Here is a 13,639-nt window from a genome sequence, read left to right as displayed (position 1 = left end):
ACCAGGCCGCCACGGTACGAAGTACGACCGCGCCGACGGGCGGCGGCCTTCACCTGGGCGTCACCCGGCTGAGCGTTAATGGGCGACGTGGCCCAGTCGCACACCTGACGCACGTGCTCTCGCGTGCCATCGCCCCTCGGTGCGCTGGACGTCGATGGGGTGCTTGAAGGCACGGGAGATCGCATCGGAGGTGATGGCGGCTTCGGCGCGACCGCTGGCAACGGCGAGACCCTCGGAGATGAGCAGCGCGTGCGTGGTCGTCGCCGGCAGCTCCTCCAGATGATGGGTGACGATGACCGACGCAAGGTCGGGAGTCGCGCTGACCACGTGCGCGATCGTCTCCAGAAGTTGCTCGCGGGCGGCGACGTCGAGACCCGTGGTCGGCTCGTCGAGCAGGAGCAGCCGCGGGTCACCGGCCAGGGCGCGGGCGATAAGGACGCGCCCTCGTTCTCCTTGAGACAGGACGGGCCACGCCGCTGTGCGGCGGTGAGCCAGGCCGACCGAGGCGATGAGCGAGTCGGCCTTCTCGACCTGTTCCGCGGCGGGCGTCCAGCGCATGGGCGTCTCGATCGTGCCGGTGATGCCGGTCAGGACGACCTCGCGCACCGAGAGCGGCGACCGCAGCGGGTGGCGGGGATCGACGTGGCCGATGTCGCGCCGCAGCGCCTGCAGCTCCACGCGCCCGAGTCGCCGCCCCAGCACACTGACGACACCGGAAGTGGGATGGGCCCACGCTCCGCAGAAATTGAGCAGCGTGCTCTTGCCAGCGCCGTTCGGGCCCAGGAGCGCCCAGTGCTCGCCTCGGTGGACCGTCAGGCTGAGGCCGCGGATGATGAGGTCTTGGCCACGACGGAAGGTGACGTCTTCCAACTTCAGGACGGCGTCCGTCACGGGGGGTCCTCCTGAAGTGAGAGGAGCGAGGAGGACCTTGGCCACTGCGCTGACGTCTGCCCGAGCAGGACCAGGTCCCAGTCCACGGCCATGATCATACTCCTCTGCTTGTCTGAGGAGTTGTGCCGACTGGTCCGATTGCGTACGCCCATGAGCGGGCTGCGATGATCAGCGGATGGAGTTCGTGCTCGACCCACCGCGCGGGGTGGGTCCGCTTTCGCTCGGCATGACGATCGACGAGGCCCGTGGGGCGCTCGAAACGCTGGGCCGGCTGACGCCGACCGTCCATGGCGAACTGGTCCTGCATCTGCCGAGCGGGCTGGGGTTCAGCGTGGGGTTCGGGGTCGGGCCGACGCGGGGCCGGGTCAACGCGATCGAGGTGTGGCGTCCGCACGAGCAGGACGTGGTGCGCTACCGCGACGTCGATGTCTTCGGGCTGCCGGCGCTGGAGGTCGTGGAGCGCCTCCGTCGCCATATCGACATCGTGCCGAACGAGGACGACGACGGGTTCACCGCGCGAAAGCTGCACCTCGCGCTGTGGCGGCCGTTCAGCGAGGAAGACGACCCGGACGACGAGCAGGGCCGCTTCTTCCAATCGGTGCTCCTGGCTCGGCCCGGCTACGACGACACGCCCGCCGAGGCAGCGGCCCGGCTGGCCGCGGGCGACGAACCGGGCTACTGATTCAGCTCACCTGCATTCGGTGTCGCCAACCGGGCGCGAGTGTGGGGACAATCTGACCCAGAGTCAAGGATTGTCATGGGACAATCGGGAAGGGTGTGGGCGTGCCGGTGCACTCGCGCTACCTCGACATCGCGTCCATGATTCGAGAGCGGATCGAAGCCGGAGAATGGTTGCCGGGCGCACGGCTTCCGACTCTCAACGACCTCGCTGCCGAGTACGACGCCAACCGCGACACCGTCGGTCGGGCCATCGCCCTTCTTGAGACAGAGGGCTATCTGTGGGCCGTCCAAGGGCGGGGCATCGCTGTTCGCTACGGCACCATGCGCCCCCGTCGACCACGTGGTGACCTGGTCAAGCGCAACGAGCAAGCAACCGGATACTCGTTCCCCTCGGCGAGCAGCCAGGAGGTTTGGGTTCGCCACGGCGAGGCCGTCAGCGCGCCGGCCCGGCTGGACAATCCCCGCGTCGCCAAGCTTCTCGGCGTAGACCCGGGCACCGAGGTGCTTCGCCGGTTTCGGGTCACCGGGCCCGCGTCCGAAGCCCCATTCCAGATCAACGTGTCGTGGATTCATCCGCGTGTCGCCGACATCGTTGCCAACCTGGACGCGAACCCCGCTGCGGGCGAGTGGCTGCACCACATCGAAAAGGCTGGCCACTGGCCCATCAGTTGGATGGAGATTCACCGAGCCCGGATGCCCAGCAAGGACGAAGCCGCCCTCTTGGAGATCCCCACCAACCTGCCCGTACTGGAGATCGTTCGGGTCGGCACCTCGGGTGCCGACAACAATCCGGTCGAGGTGACCGAGTACGTCGTGGCGAGCGACCGGGTCGAGACGGTCCACGTCCTGCACCGTGCCGAGAACGCCCAGCAGCCGTGGCCTGACGCCGGATCGAGAGGTGACTCATGACCGTCACCCTCACTGTCGAGGCCGCCAGCCGAACTCACCAGGGCCTCGTCCGTAGACGGAACGAGGACTCCCACCACCAAGGGCAGTGGCTCTATGTCGTCGCGGACGGCCTCGGCGGCCACGTCGCCGGTGACATCGCCAGCAGCACGGTGACAAACGCCTTGGCGGCGTATGACCGTCCGGTCCAAGCGAAGGATCTTGCCAGCTTCATGGGACGGGCGATAAACGAGGCGAGCGAGGCGTTACGCCGGAAAGTCCGCGCGGACCCGGAGCTGGCCGGGATGGGAACCACGTTGGTCGCTCTGCTGTGCTCCGGCGGCGAGGCGGTCGTGGCGAACGTCGGGGACTCCCGCGCCTACCTGATCCGACGCCACGGCTCCCGCGACAACGCGATGCTTCAGATCAGCGAGGATCACAACTACGAACATCTCGTCGCCAACGCCGCGAAGGTGCCGGGTCTGGGCGAGAGGCTGACCCGCTGCCTCGATGGCCGAAACGACGGCCGATCGCCCGACCTGACGCCTCTCCAACTCTCTCCCGGTGACCGAATCCTGTTGTGCTCTGACGGTCTGAGCTCCTACGTGCCCCACGAGCGGATACGGGCCACGCTCGCATCCGACAAGAGTCCCGGAGAAGTTGCCGACCAGCTCATCGACCTGGCGGTGGACCAGGGCGGGCACGACAACGTCACCGTCATCGTGCTTGACGTGACCCAGCGCTAGACGCCGACTCCGCGACGCCGCCAGAGCAGGGTGCACGCCCCGGCGAGGGCCAGCCCGAGCAGCGGCGCGACGCCGACCCCGGCGAGCGTGCAGCCGACCGCCAGCAGCGCCGGCGGCACCCAGCACCAGGCGGGCACGGTCCGCGGCGCACGACCGCGTCGACGGGCGGCGGCCTCGGTCGCCATCGGCACCACCAGCACGGGCAGCGCGGCGGCCAGCAGGGTGAGCCAGGGCAGCACCAGGCGGTCGAAGCGCGCCACCGCCAGCATCCCGCCGAGCACCGCGACGGCGAGCATCGCCGCACGGGCCGGCACCCGCGGTGCCAGGCCGCGCACCGCCAACGCCCCGGAGTACGTGGTGGTCAGCGCCGCGGCGAAGACCGCCACCGCGACGAACAGATTCGCGTACGCGGCCAGCCCCGAGCCGCTGGCTAGCAGCGCGACCACGTCGGCCGAGCCGGTGCGCAGCCACAGGCCGGCGCCGGCGAGCACACCGAGCAGCGCGGGACCGATCAGCAGCCCCACGCACCAGGCCAGGTCCCGCCGCCGGGCCAGGCCGACGCTGAAGTCCGGTGCGCGCAGCGCGAACACGGCCGCGTACCCGATCAACGCGGCGGCGTCGGCGAGCCCGCCGCCGGCGAGGCGGACCGGTGCGGCGGGTGGCGGCAGCACGGTCAGGCACCAGCCGACCAGCACCACCGCGCTCAGCGTGGTGAAGATCGCGACCCGGTTGCCGAGCCGGGCCGGCCCCCACGAGACGGCGAGGACCGCGACCTCCAGCAGGGCCGGTCCGGCCCAGCCCGGCAGGTGCGTCAACGCGGCCAGGGAGGCCCCGCCGAGCCCGACGTTGAACCCGTTCCAGCCGATCATCGACACGGTCAGCACACCCGCCAGCAGCAGGCGCGACGTGGTGCCCAGGTACGCGGGCAGCACCGCGGTCAGCGTCCCACCGTCGCCGAGCGGCCGGCGCAGACCGATCCGGCCCTGCCCCCAGAGCAGCGCCGCCATGAGTGCCGCGCCGACCAGCAGCCCGGCCACCGGCACCGCGCCACCGTGGCGGGCAGCCATCGCCGCGCCCAGAACCAGGGTGGCTGGCGCGGTGCCGATACCCAGCCAGGCGCCGACCGCCGCCGGCCATCGCCGCCCACCGGCCAGGTCCACGGAGGACCGGCTCGGGCCGACGTCGAGGCGACGGTCAGACAACGTGGCCCAGGTAGCCGGCGATCGCCGCGTCCAGCACCTCCGCACCGGGACGCGCCCACACCTCTGCGGAGAAGACCTCCACCTCGATCGGGCCGACGTACCCGGCCGCGTCCACCGCCTCGCGCAGCCGACGCAGCTCGATGCAGCCGTCGCCGGGCAGCGCCCGGCCGAGCAGCACCCCCTCCGGCAGCGGCGTCACCCAGTCACAGACCTGGAATGCGGCGATCCGTGGGCCGGCCCGCTCGATCTGCGCGTACACCGTGTCGTCCCACCACACGTGGTACGCGTCGACCACCACCCCGACGACGGTCGGCTCGAACAGCTCGGCGATGTCCAGCGCCTGACCCAGGGTGGCGATCACGCACCGGTCGGCGGCGAACATCGGGTGCAGTGGCTCGATCGCCAGGCGCACCCCGGCTGCCGCCGCGTGCGGGGCCAACTCACCGATCGCGTCGGCGACCTGACGACGGGCGCCGTCGATGTCCCGGCTGCCGGGCGGCAACCCTCCGGAGACCAGCACCAGCTCCGGTGCGCCGAGCGTGGCTGCCTCCTCGATGGCGCGCAGATTTTCCGCACGCCAGTCGTCGGCCGCGAAGAAGCCGCCGCGACACAGCGAGGTGACGGCGAGGCCGGCGTCGCGGACCAGCTTCGCCGACCGGGCCAGGCCATGCTCGGCGACGGGCTCCCGCCACAACCCGATGCCCGGTACGCCGGCAGCCACACAGCCGGCCACCGCGTCGGGCAGCGGCCACCGCTGGGCGGTCGCCTGGTTGAACGAGAACCGGCGCAGCCCGGTCACTGCGATACACCCGCGACGGTGAACAGCGCCCGGGCGCGGGCCGCGGCCAGATCGGCGTCGGGCAGCAGCCCGGCCGCGTCGGCCAGGGTGAGCAGGGTCGCCAGGTGCGCCGGAGAACGGCCGGACTGCGCGCCGCCGACCATCGTGAAGTGGTCCTGGTGCCCGGCCAGCCAGGCCAGGAACACGATCCCCGTCTTGTAGTGCCACGTCGGTGCCGCGAACAGGTGCCGGGCCAGCGGCACCGTGGGCGCGAAGATCTCGTCGTACGCCGCCCGGTCGCCCCGGTCGAGGGCGGCCAGCGCCGCGGCGGCGGCCGGCGCGATGGCCGCGAACACCCCGAGCAGCGCGTCGGAGTGACCCACCTCGTCACCCCGGATCAGCTCCGGGTAGTGGAAGTCGTCGCCGGTGTAGAGGCGTACCCCGGCTGGTAGTCGACGGCGCAGCGCCACCTCACGGCCGGCGTCGAGCAGCGACACCTTGATGCCGTCCACCCTGGACTGGTGTGCCTTGATCAGCTCGATGACCGTGTCGGCGGCCAGGTCCAGGTCGACCGCACCCCAGTAGCCGGTCAACGCCGGGTCGAACATCGGGCCCAGCCAGTGCAGCACCACCGGCCCTTCGGCGGCGGTCAGCAGCTCGTCGTACACCCGCAGGTAGTCCTCCGGGCCGCGGGCGGCGGCGGCCAGGTGCCGGCTGCACATCAGCACCGGCTGGGCGCCGACCGCGTGTACGTCGTCGAGCTGCTCGGCGTACGCGGCCCGGACCGCGGCCAGGGTGGCCGGGCCGGGCGGTAGCTGATCGGTGCCGACACCGGCGACGATCCGCCCACCCACCGCGCGAGCCTCGGCGGCGCTGCGGCGGATCAACTCGCGGGTGGCCGGATAGTCCAGCCCCATCCCCCGCTGGGCGGTGTCCATCGCCTCGGCGACCCCCAGCCCGTACGACCAGAGGTGCCGCCGAAACGCGAGCGTGGTGTCCCAGTCCACCGCCGCCGGTGCGCCCGGCACGTTCTCCGCCCCCGGGTCGGCGACCACGTGCGCGGCGGCGTACGCGATCCGGCTGGTCGCGGGTGCGGCCGGCCGGGCGAACCCGCTCCCTGAGGCCAGCCGGTACCGCCGCCCGCCCGGCAGCACGACCTCGGCGGTCATGAACGCAGCTCCGGCACCTCGATGCGACCGCCCTCGCGGGCCGAGCGCAACCCCAACTCGGCGAGTTGCACGCCGCGGGCGCCGGCCAGGAAGTCCCACCGGAACGGCTCACCGGCCACGACGTGCCGCAGGTACGCCTCCCACTGCACCTTGAAGCCGTTGTCGAACTCCTCGTTGTCGGGCACCTCGGCCCACTGGGCCCGGAAGTCCTCGGTGGCCGGCAGGTCCGGGTTCCACACCGGCTTCGGAGTGACCGCCCGATGCTGGATCCGGCAGTTGCGCAACCCGGCCACCGCGCTGCCCTCGGTGCCGTCGACCTGGAACTCCACCAACTCGTCGCGGTACACCCGCACACTCCAGGCCGAGTTGATCTGCGCAATCACCCCGCCGTCGAGTTCGAAGACGGCGTACGCGGCGTCGTCGGCGGTGGCCTGATACACCTGACCGGCCTCGTCGACCCGCTCCGGCACATGGGTGGCGGTCACGCAGGAGACCGCGTTGACCCGACCGAACAGCTCCTCCAGGACGTAGTGCCAGTGCGGGAACATGTCGACCACGATGCCGCCGCCGTCCTCCGCTCGGTAGTTCCACGACGGACGCTGCGCGGGCTGCCAGTCGCCCTCGAACACCCAGTAGCCGAACTCGCCGCGCACCGAGAGAATCCGGCCGAAGAAGCCGCCGTCGACGAGGCGCTTGAGTTTGCGCAGACCGGGCAGGAACAGCTTGTCCTGCACGACGCCGGTGCGTACGCCGGCCGCGTCTGCCGCCCGGGCCAGGTCGAGCGCCGCCGCGGTGTCCTCGGCCAGTGGCTTCTCCGTGTAGATGTGCTTGCCGGCCTCGATGGCCTGCCGGATTGCCTTCTCCCGCTGCCGGGTGACCAGGGCGTCGAAGTAGATCTCGACGTCGTCGCGGGCCAGCGCCGAGGTCAGGTCGGTCGTCCAGTCGCTCAGCCCGTGCCGTTCGGCGATCTCCCGGAGCTTCGTCTCGTTGCGCCCGACCAGGACCGGTTCCGGCCAGATGGTCGTGCCGTCGGCCACCGTCACACCGCCGGATTCACGGATGGCCAGCAGCGAGCGGACGAGATGCTGCCGGTAACCCATCCTCCCGGTCACTCCGTTGACGATGATGCCGATCGACCTGCGGGTCATGGTGTTCCTTCCGTCGTGCTGGTCGTGCCGATTCGCGCTCAGTGGTTGGCGGCCGCGCTGCCGAGCAACCCACGCAGGTCGGTGGCGAGCCGGTCGAACCGGGAATCCGACATCACCTGCGCGTAGTCGCGGTGCGCCGGCAACTCGACCGGGAAGGTGCGGATGATCCGGCCGGGCCGGGCGCTCATCACGACGACCCGGGTGCCGAGGAAGACCGCCTCCGCGATGGAGTGGGTGACCAGCACGACAGTGGTGTCGGTCTCCCGCCAGATCCGGTGCAGTTCGGCGTTCATCTGCTCCCGGGTCAGCGCGTCCAGGGCGCCGAACGGTTCGTCCATGAGCAGCACCGGCGGGGAGTGCAGCAGCGCACGGCAGAGCGCCACCCGCTGCTGCATGCCGCCGGACAACTCGTGGGGCAGCGCCTTCTCGAAGCCGGTCAGCCCGGTCATCTCGATCAGCTCGTCCGCCCGGCGGGCCGCCAGCGCCCGGTCCATGCCCCGCATCTCGGCCTGGAGCAGGATGTTGGCGCGCGCGCCGCGCCACTCCAGCAACGCGGCCTTCTGGAAGACGAAGCCGATCTCCTTCTGCGGGCCGCGCACCGGGCGTCGCCGCAACGACACCGCGCCGCTGGTCGGTGTGACCAACCCCGCGATGATCTTCAGCAGGGTGGACTTGCCGCAGCCGGACGGGCCGACGATCGTGACGAACTCACCCGGCTCGATGTCCAGCGACACGTCGTCCAGCGCGGTGGTCTGCGACCGTCGGGAGGTGAATCGGACGGTCACCCCGGACATCCCGATGGCGGTGCCGGTGTCGGCCGGCGCGGCGGTCACCGGGTCACCCCTGGGCCGCGTACGAGGAGTCCCAGTACGCGTTCGGCGCGCCCGGGTCCTTCAGCTCCGCGTAGCGGGACATCAGGTCGATGGTCTCGGTCCACTGGGCCTCGGTGTTCACTCCGGGCGGGCCCTCGCCGCCGAGCAGCGGGAGGTTGAGGGTGAGCTGCTTGGTGAGCACCTCGGGGGCGGGCTCGTTCTCGGCGAGCGTGACCATCGCGCTCACCGCGCCGGCCGGGTCGCGCGCGGCGTCAGCCCAGGACTTCTGGGTGGCCCGGACGAACTTGCGGGCCAGCTCCGGGTCCTTCTGCAGGGTCTGGGTGTTGGCGATCAGGCCGGTGCCGAGCAGGTTCATCCCGTAGTCGGCGAAGAGCAGCACGTCGACCTTCTTGCCGGTCTTGCTCTCGATGGTGGGCGCCTGGTCGTGGAAGAAGCCCATGATGGCGTCGACCTTGCCCTCGGCCAGGGCGGCGATCTTGCCGGCGGCGTCCACGTTGACCACCTTGACGTCGTCCTTCTTGAGGCCGTTCTTCTCCAGCCAGGCCGGGAAGGTCGCGTAGAGCGCGTCGCCGGGGGTGCCGCCGACGGTCTTGCCCTTGAGGTCCGCCGGGGTCTTGATGTTCTCCTCGGTGAAGAACTCCACCGAGGAGGGGCCCTTCTCCAGGTACGCGCCGAGGCTGCGTACCGGCATCCCGCTGGCCACCGACTTGAGCAGCACCGGGCTGTCCGCCCAGCCGAAGTCGGTCTGCTTCTGGGCGACCTGCTTGACCGTGTTGCCCGAGCCGTTGCCCGGCAGGATCTTCAGGTCGATGCCCTCGGCCGAGTAGTAGCCCTTCTGCAGGCCGTAGTAGAACGGCGCGTGCTCGCCGTAGGGCACCCAGTTGAGGGTGAGGGTGACCTGCTTACTGCCGTCGGCGCCGGTCTTGCCGGCGGAGTCGTCCCCACCGCAGCCGGTGGCGGCGAGGAGCAGTGCGGCGGTGGCCAGGATGGTGGTGGCGGTGCGTTTCATCGGTGCCTCCGTGATGGGGTCGGTCAGGAGGTGGTGAGTGACACGCCGGCTCGACGGCTGGCGTGCCACGGGATGAGCAGTGCCTCGGCGATCTCGACCAGGACGAACAGGACGATGCCGATGGCGGACATCAGGATCAGGTCGGCGAACAGCAGCGGGGCGTCGAGATTGCCGTTGGCCAGCAACAGGACGTAGCCGAGCCCTTCGCTGGCACCGACGAACTCACCGACCACGGCACCGACCACCGCGAGGGTGACGGCCACCTTCAGGCCGGCCATCAGGTGCGGCAACGCGTTCGGGAAACGGATCTTGCGGAAGGTGCGCCACGGACCAGCGCCCATCGTGGCGGCGAGGTCGAGCAGCTCCGGGTCGGTGGAGCGCAGCCCGGCCACGCCGGAGATGACCACCGGGAAGAACGCGATGAGCACCGCCAGGATGATCTTCGGGGTGAGGCCGAGACCGAACCAGACCACCAGCAGCGGTGCGATAGCGATCTTCGGGATGACCTGTGCGAACAGCACGATCGGATAGAGCGCCTTGTCCAGGGTGCGCGAGTAGGCGATGGCGACGGCGGTGGCCAGACCCAACGCGGCGGCCAGCACGAAGCCGAAAACCGTCTCGTAGAGGGTGACCACTGTGTGTCGGGCCAACTCGGACCACTGACCGGTCATCGTCTCCCAGACCTGGCCGGGCGTGGGCACCAGGTAGTTGGGGACGTACTCCCGGGCGGCCACGAACCACCACGCCGCGACGAAGGCCGCGAGCACCAGCGCCGGGCGCCAGAGCGAGTCGGCGAAGGTCGCCGCGCGGCGGCCGAGCGTCGGGCGAGGAGGGCGGCCACCGCTGCCGGGTGGCAGTCCAGCCACAGGGGACGGTCCGACACCGCCGGTGGCCGGCGATCCGGCCCGTCGGCCCGCCGTGTCCAGAGCGTTCTCGGTCACGCGGAACCTCCTCGGGGCCCGGCCCGGCCTTCGGGGAAGGGAGCCGGTCGGCGGATCAGGCAAACGCTTTCCAGGAGCGTAGGCGGCCCACCAACACCAGGCAAGGGCTTTCCTCTATCTGTTTCCACCGATGCCTGTCGAGCTCGACGGCCGTATTCTGTGGACGGTCAGCCGGCCGCCGGATAGGTGTCGAGCAGGCCGCACATGCCCAGCCGACCCCGCTCGATCGGCTCGTCCACCGCGTACACCCCCGCCTCGCCCAGGTGACCGGGATCCCCCCGTTCTAGGGCATCGAGCTGCTCGCCGGTGCCGGCGGCGGCACGGCCCGCGCCGGCCTCCCACCGCTGCCGCCACCGCGCCAGCAGCGGCTGACGCAGCGCGATCGCGGCGGCATGGAACGCGGCAAGCGCCGCCGGGCCACCAGAGCGCAGCGCCTGGAAGCCGGTCACCGCAAGGTCCCTCCTGCGGTACGCGCAGCGCACGTCCGCACCCGGCGCTCCCCCGTCGGGCAGCGCCGCCGCGGCCGCGTACGCGGCCGGATCAGCAAGCACGTCGGGCGGGAACGTCAGCACCGCGTCGCCGGCCTCGGGTAGACCGCTGTTCTGCATGAGCACCACAATGGTCAGACCGCCGCCGTTGATCAGGCGGTGCACGGTGCCCGGCTCGAACCAGACCACGGCGCCCGGCCGCAGCGGAGTCTCCCGGAAACCGGCGGTGGTCAGGGTCTGCACCGCGCCCTCGCCGTCGGTCACCAGGTAACCCTCGGTGCAGCAGAGGTGCAGGTGCGGGGTGCCGCCCACCAGACCGTCCGGGGCGACGGTGTCGTAGACGCGCAACCGGGAGACCCCGATGCCGCCGGGCAGCGGGGCGGCGAAGCGATTCGACACGGCCGGGCCTCCCTGCGGGAAAGGGCTTTCTCTGCGGTACCGTGACGCTAGCCGGCACGATGAAACGCCGTCAACAGACCGAGGGGGCGGGCCATGGCGACCCTGTCCGATGTGGCCCGCCGCGCGGGCGTCTCACCCGCCACCGCCTCCCGCGTGATCAACGGCAGCAGCAAGCCGGTCACCGACGAGCTGCGCGAGCGGGTGCTCGCCGCGGTCGCCGAGCTGCAGTACGTGCCGAACGCGCACGCCCAACTGCTGGCCCGCTCGCACCGCAGCGCGGTCGGCGTGATCGTGCACGACGTTTCCGACCCGTACTTCGCCGAGATCACCCGTGGCCTGCAACGCGTCGCCACCGACCAGGGCCGGCTCCTGATGATCTGCAACAGCTACCGCGATCCGGACCGTGAGCTGGAGTACGTGGAGCTGCTGCGTGGTCACCAGGTGGCCGCCCTGATCCTGGCCGGCTCCGGCTACCACGACGAGGCGTTCACCCGGCAGCTCAACGAGAAGCTCGCCGCGTACGAGGCGACCGGCGGGCGGGTCGCGGTGATCGGTCGGCACGAGCACTCCGGCGACGCGGTGATGCCCGACAACCGGGCCGGCGGTTACCTCGCCGGGCGGGAGCTGTGCGGGCTGGGGCACCGGGCGATCGGCGTGGTCGCCGGCCCGCGCATCCTCACCACCACGACCGACCGGCTGGCCGGCCTCCGGCAGGCCCTCAGCGAGCAGGGCCGCGACCTGCCCGAGCGGCGGATCCGGTACGCCGAGTTCGACCGCGACGGCGGGGCCGAGGCGACCGCCCGACTGCTCGACGCCGACCCGGAGCTGACCGCGATCGCGGCGCTCAACGACTCGATGGCCATCGGCGCGCTCGCCACCCTGCGGGCCCGTTCGCTGGCCGTGCCGCAACAGGTCTCCGTGGTGGGCTTCGACGACATGCCGATCGCCCGGGACGTGACCCCGGCGCTGACCACCGTGCGGCTGCCGCTTGTCGACATGGGAGTGCGGGCGATGTCCCTGGTGCTCGGCGCCGGGGCACCGATACCCCGGGTCGAGGTGCTCCCCGCCGAGCTGGTCCGCCGCGACACCACCGGTCCCGTCCCCCACTCCGCCCGTGCCTCGGCCGGCTCGGTGCCGCGCGCGCGAAGAGGTGACGCCGCCCCGTGACCGTGGTCAGCCCGACGCAGCGTCGGATCACGAGCGACGACGTGGCGTACCTGCTCCGTGCGTCGTTCGGGTCGCACACCCGGGTCCGCGACACCGGTCCGCTGACCGGCGGCGGGTACGCGACGGTCTGGTGGGCGCTGCTCGACGACGACAGCCGGGTGGTGCTGAAGCTGGCCCCACCGGCCGGGACGCCGCTGCTGCGCTACGAACGAGGACTCTGCGCCGCCGAGGCCCGATACTTCCGACTCGTCGCCGACCATGCGCCGCAGGTGCCCGTACCCCCGGTGTTGCATCACGGCACCGACCCGGCGTACGGCGAGTGGTTGGTCACCGCGCTGCTGCCCGGCCGGTCGCTGCACGAGCTGGCTGAGGCCGGTGTCGTGGTCGACGACGGCCCGGCACGGTACGACCTCGGGGTGGCCCTCGCCGCGCTGCATCGGGTGACCGGCGACCGGTTCGGGTACGACGGCGACCGGGCCGACGGGTCGACCTGGCGGGCGGCGTTCACGGCGATGCTCGACGCGCTGCTGGCCGACGCGACCGAGTGGAACGTCCGGCTGCCCGTGCCCCGGGAGCGCCTGCACGCGCTGGTGGGGTCGCACGCCGACGTGTTGGACGAGGTGCGCCGCCCGGCCCTGCTGCACTTCGACTGCTGGGACGGCAACGTGCTGGCCGCGCCCGACGCGGACGGCCGGTTGCGGCTGTGCGGGCTGGTGGACGGGGAACGGTTCCTCTACGGCGATCCGCTGCTGGATCTGGTTTCGCCGGTGCTGTTCCGACGCGTCGAGGACGACCCGGAGCAACCTCTGCTGCGCGGCTACCGGGCCGCTGCCGTCGAGCCGGTGGTGCTGGACGCGTCCGCGCGCTGGCGGCTCGGTCTCTACCGGTTGCACCTGTACCTGCTGATGACCGTCGAGATGCCCAGCCGCGGCATGACCGCGCAGAGCCACCCACAGCGGCACGCCCGGCTCGCGGCGCTGCTGGAGTCGGAGCTGGCCGCACTCGCCGGCGACTGAACCTGTTGCCCGGCCGGGTTGGCCTGCACGTGATGTACCAGGAGTTCTGACCGGGCGCGCCAACGGGCGGCGGACCACGGCTGGCGGGTGGGGTGTACCGGTGAGTGCCTGTAGAGCTGCCCCAGCAGTGGGGCAGACCGCTCGGTCGGCGATCACACCGGTCGCTCACCGGAGACCGGCGGCGCACATCAGACAGACCGGCCACGCACACCAGACAGACCGGCCACGCACATCGGGCAGGCCGGCCACGCACATCGGGCAGGCCGGCCACGATCCTGATTGCCCC

General features: G+C 71.5%; 14 protein-coding genes. 5 read left to right on the top strand and 9 right to left on the bottom strand.

Going from position 1 to position 13,639, the window contains the following annotated elements:
• Window positions 1-75: 75 nt before the first annotated feature.
• On the bottom strand, window positions 76-891 hold the full coding sequence (locus C7C45_RS25695) for an ABC transporter ATP-binding protein (RefSeq protein WP_110566277.1): 816 nt from the start codon (window positions 889-891) through the stop codon (window positions 76-78).
• A gap of 175 nt (window positions 892-1,066) precedes the next feature.
• Between C7C45_RS25695 and C7C45_RS25690 the strand changes: the two genes are divergently transcribed.
• The 3 genes from C7C45_RS25690 (at window position 1,067) to C7C45_RS25680 (ending at window position 3,203) form a co-directional block, all read left to right on the top strand.
• Window positions 1,067-1,573, top strand: a complete 507-nt coding sequence (locus C7C45_RS25690; protein ID WP_110566276.1) for a hypothetical protein — start codon at window positions 1,067-1,069, stop codon at window positions 1,571-1,573.
• A 95-nt stretch (window positions 1,574-1,668) separates the two neighbouring features.
• On the top strand, window positions 1,669-2,481 hold the full coding sequence (locus tag C7C45_RS25685; RefSeq protein WP_341866508.1) for a GntR family transcriptional regulator: 813 nt from the start codon (window positions 1,669-1,671) through the stop codon (window positions 2,479-2,481).
• Window positions 2,478-3,203 carry a PP2C family protein-serine/threonine phosphatase gene (locus C7C45_RS25680; protein ID WP_110566275.1) on the top strand — a complete coding sequence of 242 codons (726 nt, stop codon included), beginning with the start codon at window positions 2,478-2,480 and terminating at the stop codon, window positions 3,201-3,203. The genes C7C45_RS25685 and C7C45_RS25680 overlap by 4 nt, the downstream gene beginning before the upstream one ends.
• On the opposite strand, the gene C7C45_RS25675 is transcribed toward C7C45_RS25680, so the two are convergent.
• From C7C45_RS25675 to C7C45_RS25640, 8 genes are all read right to left on the bottom strand, one after another.
• On the bottom strand, window positions 3,200-4,405 hold the full coding sequence (locus tag C7C45_RS25675; protein WP_146247408.1) for a purine-cytosine permease family protein: 1,206 nt from the start codon (window positions 4,403-4,405) through the stop codon (window positions 3,200-3,202). The two genes, C7C45_RS25680 and C7C45_RS25675, sit on opposite strands and share 4 nt — an antisense overlap.
• Window positions 4,398-5,195 carry a sugar phosphate isomerase/epimerase family protein gene (locus C7C45_RS25670; protein ID WP_110566405.1) on the bottom strand — a complete coding sequence of 266 codons (798 nt, stop codon included), beginning with the start codon at window positions 5,193-5,195 and terminating at the stop codon, window positions 4,398-4,400. The genes C7C45_RS25675 and C7C45_RS25670 overlap by 8 nt, the downstream gene beginning before the upstream one ends.
• A gap of 5 nt (window positions 5,196-5,200) precedes the next feature.
• On the bottom strand, window positions 5,201-6,352 hold the full coding sequence (locus C7C45_RS25665) for a dihydrodipicolinate synthase family protein (RefSeq protein WP_110566273.1): 1,152 nt from the start codon (window positions 6,350-6,352) through the stop codon (window positions 5,201-5,203).
• Window positions 6,349-7,500 carry a Gfo/Idh/MocA family protein gene (locus tag C7C45_RS25660; RefSeq protein ID WP_110566272.1) on the bottom strand — a complete coding sequence of 384 codons (1,152 nt, stop codon included), beginning with the start codon at window positions 7,498-7,500 and terminating at the stop codon, window positions 6,349-6,351. The genes C7C45_RS25665 and C7C45_RS25660 overlap by 4 nt, the downstream gene beginning before the upstream one ends.
• Window positions 7,501-7,538: 38 nt before the next feature.
• The gene (locus C7C45_RS25655; protein ID WP_425271173.1) at window positions 7,539-8,294 is read right to left on the bottom strand and encodes an ABC transporter ATP-binding protein; all 756 of its coding nucleotides are present in this window, start codon (window positions 8,292-8,294) and stop codon (window positions 7,539-7,541) included.
• Window positions 8,295-8,337: 43 nt separating this feature from the next.
• Window positions 8,338-9,342, bottom strand: a complete 1,005-nt coding sequence (locus tag C7C45_RS25650) for an ABC transporter substrate-binding protein (protein ID WP_110566404.1) — start codon at window positions 9,340-9,342, stop codon at window positions 8,338-8,340.
• A gap of 23 nt (window positions 9,343-9,365) precedes the next feature.
• The gene (locus C7C45_RS25645) at window positions 9,366-10,283 is read right to left on the bottom strand and encodes an ABC transporter permease (protein WP_244200564.1); all 918 of its coding nucleotides are present in this window, start codon (window positions 10,281-10,283) and stop codon (window positions 9,366-9,368) included.
• 167 nt (window positions 10,284-10,450) lie between these two features.
• Window positions 10,451-11,170, bottom strand: a complete 720-nt coding sequence (locus C7C45_RS25640) for a cupin domain-containing protein (protein WP_110566270.1) — start codon at window positions 11,168-11,170, stop codon at window positions 10,451-10,453.
• Between the two features lie 93 nt (window positions 11,171-11,263).
• Between C7C45_RS25640 and C7C45_RS25635 the strand changes: the two genes are divergently transcribed.
• Window positions 11,264-12,337, top strand: coding sequence for a LacI family DNA-binding transcriptional regulator (locus C7C45_RS25635; RefSeq protein ID WP_110566269.1), 1,074 nt, complete (start codon window positions 11,264-11,266; stop codon window positions 12,335-12,337).
• Window positions 12,334-13,353 (top strand): phosphotransferase family protein, encoded by a 1,020-nt coding sequence (locus tag C7C45_RS25630; protein ID WP_110566268.1) that lies wholly within the window; start codon window positions 12,334-12,336, stop codon window positions 13,351-13,353. The genes C7C45_RS25635 and C7C45_RS25630 overlap by 4 nt, the downstream gene beginning before the upstream one ends.
• Window positions 13,354-13,639 lie beyond the last annotated feature (286 nt).

It is taken from the genome of Micromonospora arborensis, from assembly GCF_003205615.1.
Taxonomy (GTDB): Bacteria; Actinomycetota; Actinomycetes; order Mycobacteriales; family Micromonosporaceae; genus Micromonospora; species Micromonospora arborensis.
Note: the sequence above shows the minus strand (reverse complement) of the source record. Positions and strands in the feature narration are given on the sequence as shown.